Origin of the sequence: Variovorax sp. J22P240, from assembly GCF_030316855.1 — a bacterium.
Taxonomy (GTDB): domain Bacteria; phylum Pseudomonadota; class Gammaproteobacteria; order Burkholderiales; family Burkholderiaceae_C; genus Variovorax.
Genome location: NZ_JASZYR010000001.1, coordinates 1,195,546 through 1,214,222, shown reverse-complemented (window position 1 = coordinate 1,214,222; position 18,677 = coordinate 1,195,546). Strand labels below are relative to the sequence as shown.

Annotated in this window: 16 protein-coding genes; 15 read left to right on the top strand and 1 reads right to left on the bottom strand. The window is 66.0% G+C overall.

The window, feature by feature from the left end; translation table 11 throughout:
- Window positions 1-6: 6 nt before the first annotated feature.
- Window positions 7-1,527 carry a helicase HerA-like domain-containing protein gene (locus QTI24_RS05820; protein ID WP_286598940.1) on the bottom strand — a complete coding sequence of 507 codons (1,521 nt, stop codon included), beginning with the start codon at window positions 1,525-1,527 and terminating at the stop codon, window positions 7-9.
- Window positions 1,528-1,628: 101 nt separating this feature from the next.
- Between QTI24_RS05820 and QTI24_RS05815 the strand changes: the two genes are divergently transcribed.
- The 15 genes from QTI24_RS05815 to QTI24_RS05745 all read left to right on the top strand — a co-directional run bounded on the left by QTI24_RS05815 (window position 1,629) and on the right by QTI24_RS05745 (window position 18,676).
- Entirely contained in the window at window positions 1,629-1,940 is a 312-nt protein-coding gene (locus QTI24_RS05815) for a phosphopantetheine-binding protein (protein WP_286598939.1), read from the top strand.
- A gap of 3 nt (window positions 1,941-1,943) precedes the next feature.
- Window positions 1,944-2,582 carry a COG4648 family protein gene (locus QTI24_RS05810; RefSeq protein ID WP_286598938.1) on the top strand — a complete coding sequence of 213 codons (639 nt, stop codon included), beginning with the start codon at window positions 1,944-1,946 and terminating at the stop codon, window positions 2,580-2,582.
- Window positions 2,583-2,595: 13 nt separating this feature from the next.
- Window positions 2,596-4,299: an AMP-binding protein gene (locus tag QTI24_RS05805; protein ID WP_286598936.1), complete on the top strand. Its 1,704-nt coding sequence runs from the start codon at window positions 2,596-2,598 to the stop codon at window positions 4,297-4,299.
- Complete coding sequence (locus QTI24_RS05800; protein WP_286598934.1) at window positions 4,296-5,279, top strand: lysophospholipid acyltransferase family protein; 984 nt, start codon at window positions 4,296-4,298, stop codon at window positions 5,277-5,279. Before QTI24_RS05805 ends, QTI24_RS05800 begins: the two co-directional genes overlap by 4 nt.
- A gap of 25 nt (window positions 5,280-5,304) precedes the next feature.
- Window positions 5,305-5,880, top strand: coding sequence for a LolA-related protein (locus QTI24_RS05795; RefSeq protein ID WP_336621919.1), 576 nt, complete (start codon window positions 5,305-5,307; stop codon window positions 5,878-5,880).
- Window positions 5,877-8,267 (top strand): MMPL family transporter, encoded by a 2,391-nt coding sequence (locus QTI24_RS05790; RefSeq protein ID WP_286598932.1) that lies wholly within the window; start codon window positions 5,877-5,879, stop codon window positions 8,265-8,267. Before QTI24_RS05795 ends, QTI24_RS05790 begins: the two co-directional genes overlap by 4 nt.
- Window positions 8,268-8,308: 41 nt before the next feature.
- The gene (locus QTI24_RS05785) at window positions 8,309-9,136 is read left to right on the top strand and encodes a polysaccharide deacetylase family protein (protein ID WP_286598931.1); all 828 of its coding nucleotides are present in this window, start codon (window positions 8,309-8,311) and stop codon (window positions 9,134-9,136) included.
- Window positions 9,133-9,882, top strand: a complete 750-nt coding sequence (locus tag QTI24_RS05780) for a class I SAM-dependent methyltransferase (RefSeq protein ID WP_286598930.1) — start codon at window positions 9,133-9,135, stop codon at window positions 9,880-9,882. The genes QTI24_RS05785 and QTI24_RS05780 overlap by 4 nt, the downstream gene beginning before the upstream one ends.
- Window positions 9,879-10,346 (top strand): hotdog family protein, encoded by a 468-nt coding sequence (locus tag QTI24_RS05775; protein WP_286598928.1) that lies wholly within the window; start codon window positions 9,879-9,881, stop codon window positions 10,344-10,346. The genes QTI24_RS05780 and QTI24_RS05775 overlap by 4 nt, the downstream gene beginning before the upstream one ends.
- Window positions 10,343-11,074 (top strand): 3-oxoacyl-ACP reductase FabG, encoded by a 732-nt coding sequence (gene fabG / locus QTI24_RS05770; protein WP_286598926.1) that lies wholly within the window; start codon window positions 10,343-10,345, stop codon window positions 11,072-11,074. The genes QTI24_RS05775 and fabG overlap by 4 nt, the downstream gene beginning before the upstream one ends.
- A 458-nt stretch (window positions 11,075-11,532) precedes the next feature.
- Window positions 11,533-12,378, top strand: a complete 846-nt coding sequence (locus QTI24_RS05765) for a hypothetical protein (protein ID WP_286598925.1) — start codon at window positions 11,533-11,535, stop codon at window positions 12,376-12,378.
- A gap of 130 nt (window positions 12,379-12,508) precedes the next feature.
- A complete protein-coding gene (locus QTI24_RS05760) occupies window positions 12,509-14,764 on the top strand; it encodes a YjbH domain-containing protein (protein WP_286598924.1) in 2,256 nt (751 codons plus the stop codon).
- Window positions 14,765-14,779: 15 nt separating this feature from the next.
- Complete coding sequence (locus tag QTI24_RS05755) at window positions 14,780-15,967, top strand: polysaccharide biosynthesis/export family protein (RefSeq protein WP_286598923.1); 1,188 nt, start codon at window positions 14,780-14,782, stop codon at window positions 15,965-15,967.
- A complete protein-coding gene (locus QTI24_RS05750; protein WP_503011206.1) occupies window positions 15,964-16,401 on the top strand; it encodes a low molecular weight protein-tyrosine-phosphatase in 438 nt (145 codons plus the stop codon). Before QTI24_RS05755 ends, QTI24_RS05750 begins: the two co-directional genes overlap by 4 nt.
- A gap of 73 nt (window positions 16,402-16,474) precedes the next feature.
- Window positions 16,475-18,676 (top strand): polysaccharide biosynthesis tyrosine autokinase, encoded by a 2,202-nt coding sequence (locus QTI24_RS05745; protein WP_286598920.1) that lies wholly within the window; start codon window positions 16,475-16,477, stop codon window positions 18,674-18,676.
- Window position 18,677: the final 1 nt, after the last annotated feature.

Below are 18,677 nucleotides of genomic sequence, written 5' to 3'. Positions count from 1 at the left end.
GGCGGGCTAGCGCTTCTTCGAACCGAAGATGCCGCCGAGCACGCCTCGCAGGATTTCCCTGCCGACCGTGGTGCCCATCGTGCGGACCGCCGACTTGGCCATCGTCTGCGCCAGTCCGTCGCGCTTGCCGCCGCGCGGACCGGTGGAACCGAAGAGGATCTCGTTGAGGCTGCCCATCACGCCGCCGGATTCCTGCGGCGCGGCCGTGCCCGTTCCTGCCTTTCCGGTGACGACGGGCGCATCGGGCGCCGTTTCGGCCCGGCCCTTGAGCTTTTCGTAGGCCGATTCGCGGTCCACCGCCTTCTCGTACACACCGGCGACCAGCGAATTCGCGATCAGCGCCTGCCGCTGGGCCGGCGTGATCGGGCCGATCTGGCTGCCGGGCGGGAGCACGAACACTCTTTCAGTGATGGACGGGCGCCCCTTCTCGTCGAGAAAGCTCACCAGGGCCTCGCCGACCGCGAGTTCCGTGATCGCCGCCTCGATATCCAGCCCCGGCTTTTGCCGCATGGTGGTCGCCGTGGCCTTGACAGCCTTCTGGTCGCGCGGCGTGAAGGCCCGCAACGCATGTTGCACCCTGTTGCCAAGCTGGGCGAGCACCGAATCCGGGATGTCCAGGGGGTTTTGCGTCACGAAAAACACGCCTACGCCCTTGGAGCGCACCAGCCGCACCACCAGCTCGATGCGCTCGACCAGCGCCTTGGGCGCCTCGTTGAAGAGCAAATGCGCCTCGTCGAAAAAGAACACGAGCTTCGGCTGCTCGGGATCACCGATTTCGGGCAGGTGCTCGAACAGTTCCGACAGCAGCCACAGCAGGAAGGTCGCGTAGAGACGTGGCGAGTTCATGAGCTTGTCGGCCGTGAGGATGTTGATGACACCCTTGCCGCCTTCCGTCTGCATGAAGTCGGCGATGTTGAGCATCGGCTCGCCGAAGAACCTGTCGCCGCCCTGGGCCTCGATCTGGAGCAGGCCGCGCTGGATGGCGCCCACGCTGGCGGCGCTGACGTTGCCGTACTCGGTCGTGAACTGGCTGGCGTTCTCGCCGACGTGCTGCAGCATCGCGCGCAAGTCCTTGAGGTCCAGCAGCAGGAGGCCGTTGTCGTCCGCGATCTTGAACACGAGGTTCAGCACGCCGGACTGCGTTTCGTTCAGGTTGAGCATGCGGCCCAGCAGCAGCGGGCCCATGTCGGAGACCGTGGCGCGCACGGGGTGGCCCTGTTCGCCGAACACGTCCCACAGCGTGACGGGGCAGGCGACGGGCTCGGGCTGGTCGAGGCCGCGGTCCTTCAGCGTGGCGGCCATCTTGGTACCGATGTTCCCTTTCTGGCTGACGCCGGTCAGGTCACCCTTGACGTCCGCCATGAACACCGGCACGCCGATGTTCGAGAGCTTTTCAGCGATGGTCTGGAGCGTGACGGTCTTGCCGGTACCGGTCGCGCCGGTGATCAGGCCGTGGCGGTTGGCGAGGCCTGGCAGCAGACTGCATTCGAAAGTGTCGTGACGGGCGATCAGAAGAGGGTCGGCCATGGGGGGTTTCCGTTCGTTGGCAGGGGAGCCAGTCTAGCGAAGCCCGCCTTCTATAATTCCGACCCCATGCGATAGTTCACCTACGTTCCCGGAGTTTCCTCTTGTCATTGACAGCCCATTCCCCCATTCCCGCCGCTGGCGACGCGACCGAACAGTCACCCCTCGAGAATGAATTGGCCGTGCTCCTCGTCGAGTCGCTCAACCTGGAGGTTGCGCCGTCCGAGATCGTGCCGACCGCGCCTCTCTATGGCGAAGGGCTCGGACTCGATTCGATCGACATCCTGGAAGTGGCTCTCGAAGTCTCCCGCAAGTACGGGTTCCAGTTGCGCTCGGACGACGAGCGCAACCAGCAGATCTTCTCGTCGCTGCGCAGTCTTGCGGCGCACGTCGCGCAGCATCGCGGCGCTTCCTGATCCATGTCCCGATGGCGCATGGCGCTCCTGCTGCTTGCGGGAGTGGCCTATGCCTGTGTTTCCCACTGGATGATGCTCTACCACCCGGCGGAGCCGTGGGCCTTGGCAGTGCTGCTGGGGCCCTTGTGGCTGACCGCGCTGGGCGTCGCCGGCAGCCGTTTCGGCAGTTGGGGCCTGGCGTTCGCCGGGGTGGCGGGGGTGCTGCTGTTTGCGCTCGTGCTGCATGGCGAGGCGGGCGATCCGAACAGGCTCTATGTGTTCCAGCACGTGGGCATCAACGTCTTGCTGTGCGCCTGGTTCGGCGGCTCGCTGCGCGGCGGGCGGCTGTCTCTCATCGGCCAGTTCGCCGAGCGCGTGCATCCGCTGTCGCCGGCCATGCGTACCTACACCTCGCAAGTCACGCTCGTTTGGACGCTTTACTTCGCCTCGATGGCCGTGGCCTCGGTGGTGGTGTATGCGAGCTTCTCGTTCGCCGCCTGGTCGGTGCTGGCCAACCTGCTGACGCCGGCAATGATCGGCCTGCTTTTCGTCGGCGAGTACCTGGTGCGCTATCGGCTGCATCCTGAATTCGAGCGCACCCGTCTGATCGATGCAGTGCGGGCCTTCTACGGCGCGCCGGTCGATCGCACCGCGCGGCATTGAACCGGACACCTCGGTGAGTTCCAAATCATCCCTGCCTCTGCTCGCCGAACGCGACCTGGACCGGCCCCTGGCCTGGCGCGCCGGCGTGCCGGTGAGCGGGCGCCAATTCCTTGCCGACGTCGCGCAGTTTGCGCCTGAATTGCATGCCGGCGGCCCGGTCGTCAACCTTTGCGTCGACCGCTATGCCTTTGCCGTGAGCCTTGCCGCCGCGCTGGTGCGTGGCGAGACGAGCCTGCTGCCACCTGACGCGCGACCCGACACCCTGGCCCGGCTGCACGAAATCGGCGACCCGGCCTTCGCGGTCACCGATGACGTGCACGTCGAGACGCCCGGCCTGCCGCGCGTGCTGGTCGAAACCCGCCGCGCTGCCGCCGGGGCATCCGACGCCGCCGTGCCGAGGATCGATCGCGACATGCATGCCGTGAGCCTGCTGACCTCCGGCTCGACCGGCGCGCCGCAGCCGCATGCCAAGACCTGGGGAACGCTGGTGGGCGACGTCGCGGCGGCCGTCGGTCGGCTGTCCAGCCTGCTCGGGCGTCCATCGCTCGCCGGGCTGACGCTGGTGGCGACGGTGCCGGTGCAGCACAGCTATGGACTGGAGTCCTCCGCCTTGCTGGCAATGCTGGGCGGGGCCGCATTCGACAGCGGCCGGCCGTTTTTCCCTGCCGACGTCGTGCAGTCGCTCGCGTCCGTGCCGCAACCGCGTGCGCTGGTGACGACGCCGTTCCACTTGAAGACGCTCCTGCTGTCCGGCATCGAGTTGCCGCCCGTGGACCTGATCCTCTCGGCGACTGCGCCGCTTTCGCCGCAACTGGCGGCCCAGGCCGAGCAGGCCATGGGCGGGGCGTTGATCGAGATCTACGGCAGCACCGAATCCGGCCAGGTCGCGACCCGCCGCCCGACGCAAAGCGAAGTCTGGGAGACCTTCGGTGAGATTCGCGTGCATGCGGAACACGACGATTCCGGCACCGAGCGCTTCGTCTTCGAAGGCGACTTCATCCCCGAGCCCACGCCGATGGCCGACGTGCTGGAACTGGTCGACGATCGCTCCTTCCGCCTGCTGGGCCGCGCCAACGACCTGATCCACGTGGCGGGCCGGCGCAGTTCGTTGGGCTATCTCAATCACCACCTCAACAGCATTCCCGGCATCGAAGACGGCGCCTTCTGGCTGCCGGACGACGTCGTCGACGGCGTAGTGCGCCCGGTGGCCTTCGTCGTGGCGCCGACGCTCGACGCGCACGCCATCATCGCGGCGCTGCGTGAGCGGCTGGAAGCGGTCTTCGTGCCGCGCCGCGTGGTGCACGTGGCTGCGTTTCCGCGCGAAGGCACGGGCAAGCTCACCGCGCGCTCGCTGCGCGAATTCGCGCTCGCGCATCTGGCCTCGGACAGCACGCCGGTGCAACTCACGCGCGAAGTGCCGGTGGACCATCCCGCTTTCGCCGGTCATTTTCCGGGCGAGCCGCTGATGCCCGGTGCGCTGCTGGTGTCCGAAGTGCTCGAAGCCGTGCGCAGCGTTCCCGCGCTCGCCGCGCGCATCGGCACGCAGCCGACGCTGGCCGCGGCCAAGTTCCTGGCGCCGGTGCGGCCGGGCAGCACGCTCCGGATCGATCTCGTCCCCGAAACCGGCACATCGCGGGGATTGCGCTTCGAAGTGCGTTGCGGCGACGTGATCGCCGTGAGCGGGCGCTGGACACCCGGCGTCGGCGCGCAGCCATGAATGCCGACCGCGGGCCCGAAGCCGGCGACGTGAAGTCGCGCCAGGCCGAGTGGTCGCGCGCGCCGGAGCGCAGCAACTTGCTTGCGTTGCGCGTGATCTGCTGGATCGCCATCCAATGCGGCCGGCCGCTGACGCGCCTCATCCTTCACCCGATCGCGCTCTACTTCCTGCTGTTCTCTCCCACGCCCCGGCGACACATCAAGCGGTATCTGTTCCGGGTCATCGGGCCGAAAGCCGGGTGGGGCGATGGCTACCGTCTGCTGCATGCCTTCGCCTCGACGGTTCTGGACCGCCTCTACTTCCTGCGCGGGCGCCTGGACCTGTTCGACATCCGTGTCTACGGCAACGAGCCGGTCGAAGCCGAGACCGATGCGGGGAGGGGCGCCTTCATGCTCGGCGCGCATGTCGGCAGCTTCGAAGCCGTGGGCGCGGCCACGAATCGCAGCCCCACGCCCGAACGCCTGCGCCCCGCGATGCTGATGTACCCGGACAACGCTCAGCAGATCAACGCGGTGCTCGATGCCATCAGCCTGCCCGGTTTGCGGCCGCACATCATCGCGTTGGGCCGTCCGCATTCCATGCTTGACTTGCGCGACTGGCTCGACTCGGGCGGCCTGGCGGGCTTGCTGGCCGACCGCACCCTGGCGGGGCCGGAAGAAGCGGGGCAGCAACGCGGGAGCACCATCGAGTTGTCCTTTCTGGGCAAGCCGGCGCTCTTCAACGACGGCCCGTTTCGGTTGGCGGCCTTGTTGCGCCGCAAGGTGTTCTTCATGGCGGGGCTCTATGCGGGCGGCGCCCGCTACGATGTGCTGTTCGAGCCGCTCGCCGATTTCAGCGAAAGGGTGACCGATCCGGTCGAGCGGGAGCGGCGTATTCGTGCCGCGCTCGAAAGCTACGTGGCTCGGCTCGAGGAACTGTGTCGCGCCTATCCGTACAACTGGTTCAATTTCCATGATTTCTGGCTCGAAGATTCGGTTTGACCGCTGGTGCAGGGCCTTCTTGACGGTGCTGGCCCTGTCGGCATCGTCCGCCTGGGCCTTCGACCTGCCCGAACTGATGGGTCTGCTGGCACAGCAGAAGAGCGGCGAGGCGCGATTCACCGAGCAGCGCTTCGTGCGCGGGCTGGAGGGGCCGCTCGAGGCCAGCGGCGTGCTCAGCTTCACCGCGCCCGACAAACTCGTGCGGCGCACGCTCGCGCCGCGCCCCGAAACCATGAGCGTCGAAGGAAACACGCTGACCCTGTCTCGCGGCAGTCGTACCCGCACGCTGCAACTGGATAGCATGCCGGAACTGCTCGGCATGGTCGAAGCCATGCGCGGCACCTTGAGTGGCAATTCGCAAGGCTTGCAGCGCTACTTCCGCAGCACGCTTTCGGGTTCCAGCAATAGCTGGACGCTCGACCTGCAGCCGGTCGACGAGCGCCTCGCGGCCCAGGTGCGCACCATGCGCCTGAGCGGGCGAGGCGGCGAGGTGCTCGGCATCGAGATGGAGTTCATCGGCGGTGACCGCTCGGTGATGAACATCACGCCCGAACGCGGCACCGGTGGCCCCGCACGCACGCCCGCGCGTTCCGCGCCGTGACATCCACTGCTCCGGCACTCGACCGCCGGCGCGCCGCGCTGGCGCTGGGAATCTGGCTGGCACTGCTGCTCGCCGGCATCGTGCTGATCGCACGCACGCATTTCAGCGCGGACCTCTCGGCCTTCCTGCCGGCCAGCCCGGATGCGCAGCAGCGCGTGTTGATTGAGCAGTTGCAGAGCGGCATCGCGTCGCGCACCATCTTCATCGGTATCGAGGGCGGCAAGGATGCGGCGCAGCGCGCTTCTTTTTCGCGCGCCGTGGCGTCGGCGATGCGCGAGAGCAAGCTGTTCGATCAGGTCCAGAACGGCGACACGAGCGAGTGGAAGGAGACAGGCACGTGGGTGTTCGATCATCGCTACCAGTTGTCGCCGGCCGTGACGCCAGAGCGCTTCACCACGGAGGGGCTGCGCGACGCGATCGTCGACAGCCTGTCGATGCTCGGCACACCCGCCGGCAACGCGCTCAAACCGCTGCTGGAGCGTGATCCGACAGGGGAGACGCAGCGCATCGCAGAAGGCCTGATCCCTGCGACCTCGCCGCGCAGCGAGGAGGGCGTCTGGGTGTCGCGCTCGGCGCCGCGCGCGCTGATCCTGGCCACGACGCACGCGCCCGGCAGCGACCTCGATGCCATCGCCAAGGCGATCGCGCGCGTGCAGGGTGCCTTCGACGCCGCCACGCGCGATCTGGCTGGCGCCGGCCCGCAATTGCAGATGACCGGTGCGCCCGTCTTCTCGGTGCAGAGCCGCGACCAGATCAAGAGCGAGGCGATCCATCTCGCCGTCGTCGGCGGGATCGTCATGGGCACGCTGCTATTGCTCGCCTTCGCATCGCCGCGTGCGCTGGTGATTGCGCTTCTGCCGGTTGCCACCGGCGTGGTTGCGGGAACCGCGACGGTGAGCCTGGTGTTCGGCGGGGTGCACGGGCTGACCATGGGATTCGGCAGCACCTTGATCGGCGAAACCGTCGACTACGCGATCTATTACCTGATCCAGGCGCGCGGCGCCGCCGTTCCGGGCACCGGATGGCAGCGCTGGCGCGACATTCACTGGCCCACGGTGAGGCTGGGTTTGCTCACGTCGGTCTGCGGTTTCGCTGCGCTGGTGTTTTCGGGTTTTCCGGGGCTGGCCCAGCTCGGCGTGTTCTCGCTCGCAGGGCTGATCGCCGCAGCGCTCGTCGCGCGCTACGTACTGCCCGCTCTGGCGCCGGACGGAGCGACCGGCATGGGCATGCGGCGGCAGATGGCACAGGTCGCCGGCATCCTGGTACGCGGGCTGCCGCGTCTGCGCTACGTCTTCGTGGGGCTCGGCGTCGCGGCCCTGGCGCTGGTTCTGTGGCAGGGCGGTCACCTCTGGAGAGCCGATCTCGGCGCGATGAGCCCGGTCCCCAAGGCTGCGCAGCAACTCGATGCCGAACTGCGCGAGGACGTCGGAGCCAGCGATGGCGGCACGCTGGTCGTGGTTCACGGCGCGGACGTGCAATCGGTCCTGCGCAGCACCGAAGCCGCAGGCGCGCGTCTCGAAGCGCTGGTGGACAAGGGCGATCTGGCGGGATTCGAATCCGTCACCCGCGTGCTGCCCAGCGAGGCGGCGCAAGCGGCGCGCCTTGCGAGCCTGCCCGATGCGGAGACTCTGCGTACCCGGCTTGCCGAAGCGACCCGGGGGCTGCCGTTGCCTGCGACGCGCCTCGAACCCTTCATCGCCGGCGTGCAGGCCGCCAAGGGGCAGCCGATGATCCAGCGCACCGATTTGCAGGGCGGCCCGCTCGACGCCGTGGTCAGTGCACTGATGTTCGAGCGCCAGGCGGGGGGATGGTCGACGCTGATCTCGCTGCATCCGGGCGCCAGCTTCGACGCAGGGCGCCTTGCCGCGGCGCTCCACGGTCTTCCCGATGTGCAGGTCGTCAATGTGGGGCAGGAACTTTCCAGCCTCTACAAACGCTACTTGCACGAAGCCTTCGTTCAGGTCCTGGTGGGCGCGCTGGCGGTGGTTGTACTTCTTGCCATCTACTTGCGTTCCGGCCGGCGGCTGCTGGCCGTGTGCCAGCCGTTGGTGGTGGCGGTCGTGCTCACGCTTGGCGGCATGGCGGCGCTCCAAGTGCCGCTGGGCATCCTGCACCTGGTCGGGCTGCTGCTGATCGTTGCCGTGGGATCGAACTACGCGCTCTTCTTCGATCAGTTGCGCGAAACCGGGCGCGCCGATGAGGACACGCTGGCTTCGTTGATGCTGGCGAATCTGACCACCGTCGTCTCCTTTGGATTGATCGCGATCTCCAACATCCCGGCGCTGTCGTCGATCGGCCGCGTGGTTGCGCCCGGCGCCTTGCTGGCACTGCTGCTGTCGGCCGCTTTCGCGCGCGCCGTGTCGCCCATGGCCTCGAACCGCCGCTGATGGGAAAATCCACCACGCCCCGCGCTACGCTCCCTTCCCCCATGCAGCAATTCGCTCCCGTCCCTGCCTCTCCTTCATGGCCTTGGCCGCCGATCATTCGCGCCAGCGTCGGCTGGCATCTGCTCGCCGGCGGCGCGGCCATGCTCGTGCCCGGCGCAGCGCCCTGGGCCATCGGCGGGATCGTGCTGAATCACGCGCTGATCACCGCCGCGGGCCTGACGCCGCGCAGCAGCCTTCTGGGGCCCAACGTGACGCGGCTGCCGCAGGCAGCAGTGGCACGGCGCGAAATCGCGATCACCATCGACGACGGCCCGGACCCGGAGGTCACGCCGCAAGTGCTGGACCTGCTCGATGCGCACGGCCAGCGCGCAACCTTCTTCTGTATCGCGGAGCGAGTGCTCGAATACCCGGCGCTGGCCCGCGAGATCGTGGCGCGCGGCCACAGCGTGCAGAACCACACGGTGCGGCATCGCCACAACTTTTCATTTCTCGGCCCGCGCGGCTTCGCGGCAGAGATCTCGCGCGCGCAGCAGGTGCTGCAGGAAGTCACCGGCCACCGCGCGACATGCTTCCGCGCACCCGCGGGCTTGCGCAACCCATTCCTGGGGCCGGTGCTGCATCGGCTGGGGCTGTCGCTGGTGAGCTGGACACGCCGCGGCTTCGACACACGCGAAGGCAATGCTGGCACCGTGCTCGCGCGCCTGACCGACGAGCTGCAGGCTGGCGACATCCTGCTGCTGCACGATGGCAATGCCGCGCGCACGGATGCCGGGCGCGCCGTGGTGCTGGACGTGCTGCCGCCGCTGCTGGCGCGTATCCGTGCCGACGGCCTGCGAACCGTGACCTTGCCGGAAGCCTTCGCGGCATGAGTGCCCAGGTCTCGACGGACGCCGCGTGGCGTCGATTGCATGAGCGCGCGACTGCGCCGTACAAGAAGGCCGGCAAGTTCGCCTGGCATTTCGCGCGCGGCAAGCTGGGACGCGATCCGGTTTTTCGCGGACTCGTCGAACGCGGCCTGATTGGCGAGCGCCGCGGCCGGGTCGTGGACATCGGCTGCGGGCAGGGCTTGTTCGTGAGTCTCTTGTCCGCCATGAGCGCCATGCAGGCTCAAGCGGGCGAATGGCCCTCGAACTGGCCGGCCACGCCGCCGACGGTCCGGTACATGGGCATCGAACTCATGCCGAAGGATATTGCGCGGGCCGAGGCGTCGGTGGGGCATCTGCAGCCCGAGCCGCGATTCGTCTGCGCAGACATGTGCTCGGCCGGACTTCCGCCCAGCGACCTTGTCGTGATCCTCGACGTGCTCCACTACGTCGACCTGGACGCGCAGGAGGGCGTGCTGCGCCGCGTGCGCCATGCGCTGCAGCCCGGTGGTCGATTGCTCCTGCGCATCGGCGATGCGGACAGCCGCCGCGGCTTCGCGATCAGCCAGTGGGTCGACCGCACCGTGACCCGCATTCGCGGGCATCGCGTGTCGCCGACCTGGGGTCGCCCGCTCAAGGATTGGATGGCGCTGCTGGAGCGCCTGGGTTTCTCGGTGCAGAGCATTCCGATGAGCGAAGGCACGCCCTTCGCCAACGTGCTGCTGGTGGCCGATCTGAAGGATATTGAATGACCGCGCCACAGACGCTCGATCAGGCCGGCATCGCCCGGCGCATTCCGCACAGCGGCACGATGTGCCTGCTGGAGCGGCTGGAATCGTGGGACACGAATGCCATTCACTGCACGACCGGTACGCATTCGCATGCGGACAACCCCCTGCGCACTGCGAGTGGATTGCTCTCGCCGAACTTGATCGAGTACGCCGCGCAGGCCATGGCGTTGCATGGCGGATTGCTCGCCGCTGAGGGCAGTGAGCCCTCGGCGGGCTTTCTGGCGAGTGCACGCAATGTTCGTCTTGCGGTCGAACGCATTGACGACATCGCCGGCGCGCTGCACGTGCACGCCCAGCGGATCTCCGGCGATGTCAGCCAGATCCTTTACGAATTCGCGGTGAAGGACGCGCACGGTCGGCCGCTCGCCGAAGGCCGCGCGGTGGTCGTCCTGAACACGCCGCTTGCCTTGGAAACATCCTCATGAGTCTCACCGGAAAACGTGCACTGATCACCGGCGCCAGCGGCGCACTCGGCGCGGCCATCGCGCAACGCCTCGCGCGCGATGGCGCCACGGTGCTGCTCCACGCCAATTCCCGTCCGGAATCCGTCGAGCAGTTGGCCGCGACGATCAGCGCTGCGGGCGGCAAGGCCGAGTGCGTGGTGTTCGACCTGCGCAGCGACGAAGCCTCGCGCATCGCCTGCGAACACATGCTCGAAGGCGGCCCGGTGCAGGTCATCGTGAACAACGCCGGCGTGCACGACGACGCGGTGCTTCCGGGCATGCGGCCGGAGCAGTGGCACAAGGTCATCGACGTCTCTCTCAACGGCTTCTTCCGTGTGACGCAGCCGCTGCTTTTGCCGATGCTGCGCACGCGCTGGGGACGAATTCTCAATATCTCTTCGGTGGCATCGTTGACGGGCAATCGGGGGCAGGTCAACTACGCCGCGGCCAAGGGGGCGCTCAACAGTGCGACCAAGGCGCTGTCGCTCGAAGTGGCGGCGCGCGGCGTGACTGTCAATGCCATCGCGCCGGGCATCATCGCTTCGCCGATGGCGGATGGGGTGTTCGACGTGGCGATGATCAATCAGATGGTGCCGGTCAAGCGTGCCGGCAGGCCGGAAGAGGTTGCGGCTCTTGCTGGTTTTCTGGCCAGCGATGAAGCGGCCTATATCACCGGGCAGGTGATCTCGATCAACGGCGGAATGATCTAGTCCTATTCGTCGAATTCGCCGGTTGAATTCGATTTGCAGTCAGGTAAGCCGAGAAGCCACGACTCGAATTGCTTGACAGAACGGCTCGGAAATTTTGTGTTATATTTCATACACAAAGTAATACTTTATAATTAGTATTTGTTTCGAGACTCAGATCGGATTTGTAACAGAGTGGTATTTTTTCATGCCCGGCCCGAATCTGGTCAGCTTCAATGCGTTGTCATTGAGTCAATCCATGCTCGGTGCCTCGCCGTAAATGTCGCTAAAACCATCAAAAATCGTCTATCTTGTTGATATTTGATCGGTAGTGAGTGGATCGGCCGGCTCGCTTGAGCGATCGCGTCTCCGAGGTTTGCCTGACTGGTCCCTGTTAGACTCACGTTCGGAAACAGTTGTATTCGAAAAAAGAACTCTCGTTGCCGCGTGCAGCGTCGGATTCAACTGGACACACTTCGGTCGTGTCGCTCTCCAAATCCCCCAAAACCTGCAGCGTACCTACCTCGAAATCTCAAATGAAAAGAATCATGACATTGGATGGAGCTAAATTCTTCGCATGCGCCGTTGCGCTGGCATCTCTCGCCGCCTGCGGTGGTGGTGGCGGCGGTGGTGGGGGCTTTTTGCCGAGCGGCGGCGGTAACGGCGCCGGCACCGCTATTCAGGTCACGGGTACGGGCGCCAAGGGTGCGGCCCTTGTCGGCGCGACGGTCGCCTTGACCTGCGCCAACGGCGCCACGCTCGCCGGTACGACCAACGGAAACGGTGCCTACACCACCAATCAGGTTGCGCTCACCTATCCCTGCATCGGCACCGCGAAGTCCGGCGCCATCAGCTATCGCAGCGTTCTTTTCTCGGGCTCGGTGGTCAACTTCACGCCGCTGACCGACACGATGACCGAAATCGTGCTTGCAGCGTCGATCAGCGGCGGCGCCTCCCTGAGCATGGAGCAGTTTATTTCCAAGATCGCAGCCGATGCGGCCTTCGCCACCAACGTGACTTCTGCCAGCACTGTGGCCAGCTATCGTGCCGCCACGCTCGACGTCGTCAAGGCACAACTCGTCGCGTCTGGCAAGAGCGAAGCAGAAGCAGACGCGATCCTGAGCGCCGCGCGTTCGCAGGGCTTCGATTCGACCACCTTCACGGTCGGCTCCGAGCTGGACAAGGTCCTCGACAACACCGCTTCGGTGATGCAAGAGGCCGATGGATCGGTCAAGGCCGGCGTGCTCGCCGCCGCCGAGGCCAAGGGCGATGCACTGCCTGTTCCGGGCAGCGGCGCAACCGGCGGCACCGGCGCTACGGGCGGCTGACACACAGCGCTCCTGGTGAGCCTCACCAACCGAAGGGCAGCGAAGGCTGCCCTTCGGTTCGTTTGGCCACGCTCTACGTAACTTAAAGTTTCTTGATTCGATGGGACGCGTTCACAGAGTAGGCGCAGGCATGGCCCTGCTGGCCCTGGCGACGCAGTCTGCTCTCGCGCAGCAAGAGGCTGTGCTCAATTCGGCGGGCTACTCGGGCTTGTCCGTCACGCCGACTGCGCGCCTCATGCGATGGGGCACGACGGCACTGGCCTACGACAACCAGGTGCCGGGCGCCCCTGCCAACAGCCGCTACGGCACGAGCGGCCACAACTTCGTGGCGGGTTTCGGGCTCCTGCCGAACCTCGAAGTCTCCGGCCGCATAGCCGCCAGCACGCTGAACACCCATTGCTACACCGAGCCTTGTGGCGTGCGCGATCTGTCCTTCAACTTCAAGGCCGGACTTCCTCTCGATCGCGCCGGCCGCTGGTACGCCGCTGTCGGTGCGACCGACCTGGGCGGCGCGGCCACCTATTTCCGGTCCGCCTATGGCGTGCTGACGTACAGCCCTGATCGCCAACTCGACCTGAGCCTGGGCTATGCCCGGCGTGAGAACGACCGCTTCAATCGGGCGTCCGCACCTCCGATCGATGGTCCATTCGCTAGCGCGGTGTACCGGCCCTTGCCATGGCTGCAAGGCCATGTGGAATACGTCGACGGCAGCGCGTGGGCCGGTGCGCGAGTGTTCGCGCCTTCCGAATGGCTCCCGGCCGGGTGGTCCGCCCATGTGGGCGCCAACGTGAGATTGACGGGTGACGGGCACACGGCACGCAATTGGTGGAGCGTCGGCCTGACGGTGCCGCTCTACAAGGTGCCGACACAGCGGCCATCCGGTCCGGCACCGATGTCCGAAGCCCTCCCCGGGGCCATGGTCGGGCCCGCGCCGCGGAAGGCCCCCACAACCGAATTCTCGACCGCGGGATTGCCCGCGTCTGCGCCCTTGCGGCCCATCGCTGCACCCCTCGAAGATCCCACGCCCGTCGCGCCGCCGAACATCGTGACCGAGAGTGCCGCGGCACCGGCGGAGCAGACCGACCGAATCAGCGACGCGCAACTGCGCGTACTCGCCAAGGCGCTGGGCGCCAAGGGCTTCGAAGACATCGCAGTCGGCCGCTTGCCCGACGGCGCCGTCGCCATTCAAGTCAACAACGCCACCTACAACGTCAACAGCGTCGACGGCCTCGGCGTCGCGCTGGGCGTGATCGCGCGCCAGCTGGCGGATGTCCGTGTCGGCTACCGCCTGGTGCTGACCCAGCGACAAATTGCCATCGTCGGCGCGCGCGGCCGCACAGACTGCCTCGCGCAGTGGGTTGCGATGGAGACGCCCGCATGCACGGCAGCGCGGCTCTACACGCCCGGCACCACGGCACTCGATGCCACGCTCGATGAGGCCGCCTGGGTGGTCCAGGGCGCCGCTCCGAGCTGGACCACCACGCGACTGATGCTGCAGCCCGTCGTGCGCAGCACGCTCGCTACCGAATACGGCGTGTTCGACTACTCGGTGGGCGTTCGCGCCACCGTGCAGCAGCCCTTGTGGAAGGGAGGCTATGCAGAGGTCAGTCACGTTGCGCCGGTTGCCGAATCGCAGGACTTCCGCGACGGCGAGGTGTTCGGCGCAAGCCGCATCGTCAACGCGACCGACCGCGTGCTCCTGCATCAGTTCGCACGCGTTCCGGTCGAACGCCTGTTTGGGCAGGCCGATAGCGAGACGGCCGCGCGCTGGGGCCTCAACGCCTTCACCGCGCACGTTGCGGCAGGCCGCTTCGACAGCAACTACCGGGGGGCCTTCGGCGAATTGCGCTGGGAGCCGGGCGACGGCCGGAACCGGTTCAGTGTGGAAGGAGGGCGCTTCGAGCGCACGACCGACTACGACCGCTTCCTTCCGATCCATTCGCGCTCGCTGCTGGCGAACTACCGCTATGCCTACACGCCGACGCACACCTACTTCGAAGCGACGGCGGGGCAGTTTCTGTACAACGACCGAGGCGTCAGGCTCGGCGTCAAGCAGTGGTTTCACGACGTCGCTGTGACGCTCTACGTGCGGCGAACCAAGTTCGACTGGGAGCGCCAGGCGCGCTCCTTCGCCGGCATCGAACTCTCGATCCCGCTCACGCCGCGCAAGGACATGAATCCCACGCATCACATCCAGGTGACCGGCTCGCCGCGCTGGTCGTACGGCGTCGAGACCGTGATCCAGGACAGCAGCAACTACATCACCACCAACCAAGGTGTGTCGTCGACCGCATCCGCGCTGGACCGCACCTTCAATTCGGACCGCGCGGGCCTGGTCTATTTCGAAGACAACATGCGCCGCGTTCGCAGTGCCGCGCGCCAATAGGCCGCTACAGAAATCATGGATACCTCGAGTCATCTCACTTCCCTTTCTTCCCTGCTGCGCTCGCTGCTTCCGATTGCCCGGTGGCCGGCGCTGGCGTCTGTTGTTGCGCTGGTTGCCGGCTGCGCCTTTGCGCCCGGCATGAGCTTCGACGAGACGGCGCCGGACGACGATGCACGCACGTCGGCAACGGCGATGGATGCCGTTGCAGATCCGGCCCCGGCGGGCGCATTGCAGAAGATCACGCCTGAGTTGATTCGCCGTCAGCGCGCCGCGCAGGCGACCGACGTCGGAGAGGATGTCAAGCGTCTGTACGGGGTGGCCAAGCCCTATCGCATCGGCTCTGGTGACATCCTCAACATCGTGGTGTGGGACCACCCGGATCTCGTGCTGGCGCCGGCGGGATCGCTCACGACCGACGCCACCAGCGGCTCGCCCGTGAGCAACGGCTACAACGTCAGCGCGGATGGCCTGATCCAGTTCCCCTATGTCGGTCCCTTCAAGGTCGGCGGGCTCACCGAGTACGAAGTGCGTGAGCGCTTGGCCAAGGCCCTCGCGAAGTTCTTCGAAGCGCCGAAGCTCACGGTGCGAATCCAGTCGTACCGCAATGGCCGCGTGTACGTCGATGGCGCAGTGCGGACGCCCGGCCTGCAGGCGGTCAACGACATTCCGATGACGTTGCCCGAGGCCATCAACCGCGCGGGTGGCTTTGCCACGGACGCCGACCGTTCGATGGTTTCCATTTCGCGTGATGGCGTGACCTCCGTCGTCAACATGCAGCAGCTCACGACGCTCGGCGTCAACCCCGCGAACATCTTGTTGGGCGCCGGCGATCTCGTGCGCGTCTACAGCCGCGACGATGCCAAGGTGTACGTCCTGGGTGAGGTGACACGGCCCATGGCGCAACCTCTGCGCAACGGCCGTCTCACGCTCAATGAAGCCCTCGGCGAGGCCGGCGGCGTGAGCACCACCACCGGCGAGCCGCGGCAGATCTACGTGGTGCGCTCGAGCGCCGACGGCACCCCCGAGATCTACCACCTCGATGCCAAGTCGCCCGTGGCGTACGCGATGGCCGAAGGCTTCGAGCTCAAGCCGCGCGACGTCGTGTACGTGGACCCCGCCGCACTGGTGCGCTGGAACCGCGTCATCAGCATGATCCTGCCGAGCGCGCAGGTCATGAACGTCGGCAACACGATGTACAAGTGATGCAGAACATCCTGGTCGTGTGCATCGGCAACATCTGCCGCAGCCCCATCGGCGAAGCCTTGCTGGCTCGCGAATTTCCGCAGATGAAGGTCTGGTCCGCGGGACTGGGCGCACTGGTGGGCGACCCCGCCGATCCGCTGTCGATTGAAGTGGCAGCGGCCCAAGGGCTCGACCTCTCGGCCCACCGCGCCCAGCAGATCACGAACTGGATGTGCCAGGCCGCCGATCTGATCCTGGTGATGGAGCAGGGCCACAAGACCGAACTCGAGCAGCGGTTTCCGCTGGTGCGCGGCAAGGTGTTCCGCCTGGGCGAACTCGACAAGTTCGACATCGCCGACCCCCACCGCCAGCCCAAGGCTGCATTCGAAGCGGCCTATGCCGATATCTCCCGTGGCGTCAGCGCCTGGGTGCCGCGCATCCGGCAGCTGAGCTGAGTCGCGCATCGAACCCATCACCGTCTTTCCAAGCTTTCCGCGAATGAATCCCCCACAGCCTATTCCGCCCGGCATGCAACGCCAAGCCGGCGCCGGAGACGAAATCAACCTGCTCGAACTGCTCGATGTGGTGCTAGACAACCGATGGCTCATTGCCTCGGTCATGGTCTTTGCGACCTTGGTCGGGCTGGCCTATGCGCTGATCAGCACGCCCATCTACCAAGCCAACACGATGGTGCAGGTGGAGGACAGCAAGGGAGATATGGCGGGCAGCATGCTGGGCCAAGCTGCTGGTCTCTTCGATATCCGCTCGCCGGCATCGGCCGAAATGCAGATCCTCCGCTCGCGCCTGGTCGTGGGTCAGGCGGTGCAGAACCTGCACCTCGACGTGGACGTCACTCCGAAGTACCTGCCGGTGCTAGGCCGGTGGCTCGCGAAGCGTGCGAAGGAGCCGTCGAGTCCGGGCTTTCTCGGCTTGGGTGGTTTCGTGAGCGGCAACGAATCGTTGACGGTCGCGGCATTCGAAGTGCCTGAGGCACTGGAAGGCAGGCGCTTTCGCGTACGCCTTGTCGACCAGGGTTACGAACTGCTGTCACCCGACAGCGATCTCGTAGGTCTGGGACGCTTCGGCCAACCCCTGGCCTATGCGGTGGACGGCGAGAAGGGGAGCCTTCTGGTCGTCGAAGCGGTGGGCAAGCCGGGTGCGGAGTTCTACGTGACCCGTTTCCTGCCGCTGACTGTGACGGAGGATCTGCAGAAGGACCTGAGGATTTCGGAAGAGGGAAAGCAATCGGGCGTAATCCGAGCGACTCTCGAAGGTGACGACGCCAAGGGAATCGCGCGCGTGCTCAACGAGATCGGCTCACTCTATGTGCGGCAGAACATCGAACGCAAGGCCGCCGAGGCGGAGAAGTCGCTGAACTTCCTGGGCTCGTTCCTGCCGGAACTGCGGCAGCAGATGGAAGCGTCTGAATCGAAGTTCAACAAGTTTCGCAATCGCAACAGCACGTTCGATCTGGGTACCGAGGGCAAACTGGTGCTGGAGCAATCCGTCAAGCTGCAGACCAGCCTGCTCGAACTTCAGCAAAAGCGCAAGGAACTGCGCGCGCTGTACACGCCCGAGCATCACAGCATCAAGGCACTCGATGCGCAGATCGCGAGCATCAATGCCGAACTGGGCGGACTGAACAGCCGCGTGAAGACGCTGCCCGACATCGAGCAGGAATTGTTGAGCCTGACGCGTGACGTCAAGGTCAACAACGAGCTCTACGTGAGCCTGCTCAATTCGTCGCAGCAACTGCGCTTGGTGAAGGAGGGCAAGGTCGGCAACGTGCGCATCGTGGACGTGGCCGCCGTTCCCAAGAAGCCTGTGAAGCCGCAACGCGCATTGGCGGTCGCACTGGCTGCTGTGCTGGGCTTGCTGCTGGGTCTTGCGTTGGCATTCCTGCGCAACAGCTTGCGCCCTGGACTCAAGGACCCGGCTGATATCGAGCAGCGCGCCGGCCTGCATGTGTTTGCCAGCATTCCGCATTCCGAGGCGCAGGTGCGGCAGGCGCAGGAAGTGAGCAAGAAAGTGCCCGGCAGCCATGTGCTGGCGGTGGCGGCTCCGCAAGAACCGGCAGTCGAAAGCCTTCGCAGCCTGCGCACGGCGCTGCAGTTCGCGATGCTCGATGCGGCCAACAACATCATCCTGATCACCGGACCAACGCCCGGCATCGGCAAATCGTTCACCAGCGTGAACCTTGCGGCGGTGCTCGGTGCCGCCAACAAGAAGGTGCTTCTGATCGATGCCGACCTGCGCAAGGGCCACCTGAACCAATATTTCGGCCTGACGCGCGAACGGGGCATGAGCGAAGTGGTGAGCGGCAGCGTCAAGTTCGACGAAGCCGTGCATCGGCAAGTGGCGCCCAACGTGGACTTTCTTTCGACAGGCATCCTGCCGCCGAACCCTGCCGAATTGCTGATGACGCCTGCGAGTCCGGCCCTGGTGCAGGAGGCGGCGCGGCACTACGACTTGATCATCATCGACACGCCGCCTGTGCTGGCGGCATCCGACACCGCCATCCTCGCGCCGCTCGCTGGTGCGGTTTTCCTCATTGCACGCGCAGAGGTGACGAGCCTGGGCGAATTGCAGGAATCGGCCAAGCGCCTGCTCGATACGGGTGTGAAGGCGAAGGGCGTGATCTTCAACGGCTTGAACATGAGCAAGCGGCGATACGGCTATGGGCTTGGCTACAAGTACGGCGGCTATCGGTACACCAACTACAAATATTGAA

What these genes read in the sequence shown, in the direction of transcription:
- QTI24_RS05760 (WP_286598924.1), top strand. Translation starts at nt 12,509, where the DNA reads ATGGCCCTGCTGGCCCTGGCGACGCAGTCTGCTCTCGCGCAGCAAGAG.
- fabG (WP_286598926.1), top strand. Translation starts at nt 10,343, where the DNA reads ATGAGTCTCACCGGAAAACGTGCACTGATCACCGGCGCCAGCGGCGCA.
- QTI24_RS05785 (WP_286598931.1), top strand. Translation starts at nt 8,309, where the DNA reads ATGCAGCAATTCGCTCCCGTCCCTGCCTCTCCTTCATGGCCTTGGCCG.
- QTI24_RS05755 (WP_286598923.1), top strand. Translation starts at nt 14,780, where the DNA reads ATGGATACCTCGAGTCATCTCACTTCCCTTTCTTCCCTGCTGCGCTCG.
- QTI24_RS05820 (WP_286598940.1), bottom strand. Translation starts at nt 1,527, where the DNA reads ATGGCCGACCCTCTTCTGATCGCCCGTCACGACACTTTCGAATGCAGT.
- QTI24_RS05745 (WP_286598920.1), top strand. Translation starts at nt 16,475, where the DNA reads ATGCAACGCCAAGCCGGCGCCGGAGACGAAATCAACCTGCTCGAACTG.
- QTI24_RS05780 (WP_286598930.1), top strand. Translation starts at nt 9,133, where the DNA reads ATGAGTGCCCAGGTCTCGACGGACGCCGCGTGGCGTCGATTGCATGAG.
- QTI24_RS05775 (WP_286598928.1), top strand. Translation starts at nt 9,879, where the DNA reads ATGACCGCGCCACAGACGCTCGATCAGGCCGGCATCGCCCGGCGCATT.
- QTI24_RS05800 (WP_286598934.1), top strand. Translation starts at nt 4,296, where the DNA reads ATGAATGCCGACCGCGGGCCCGAAGCCGGCGACGTGAAGTCGCGCCAG.
- QTI24_RS05810 (WP_286598938.1), top strand. Translation starts at nt 1,944, where the DNA reads ATGTCCCGATGGCGCATGGCGCTCCTGCTGCTTGCGGGAGTGGCCTAT.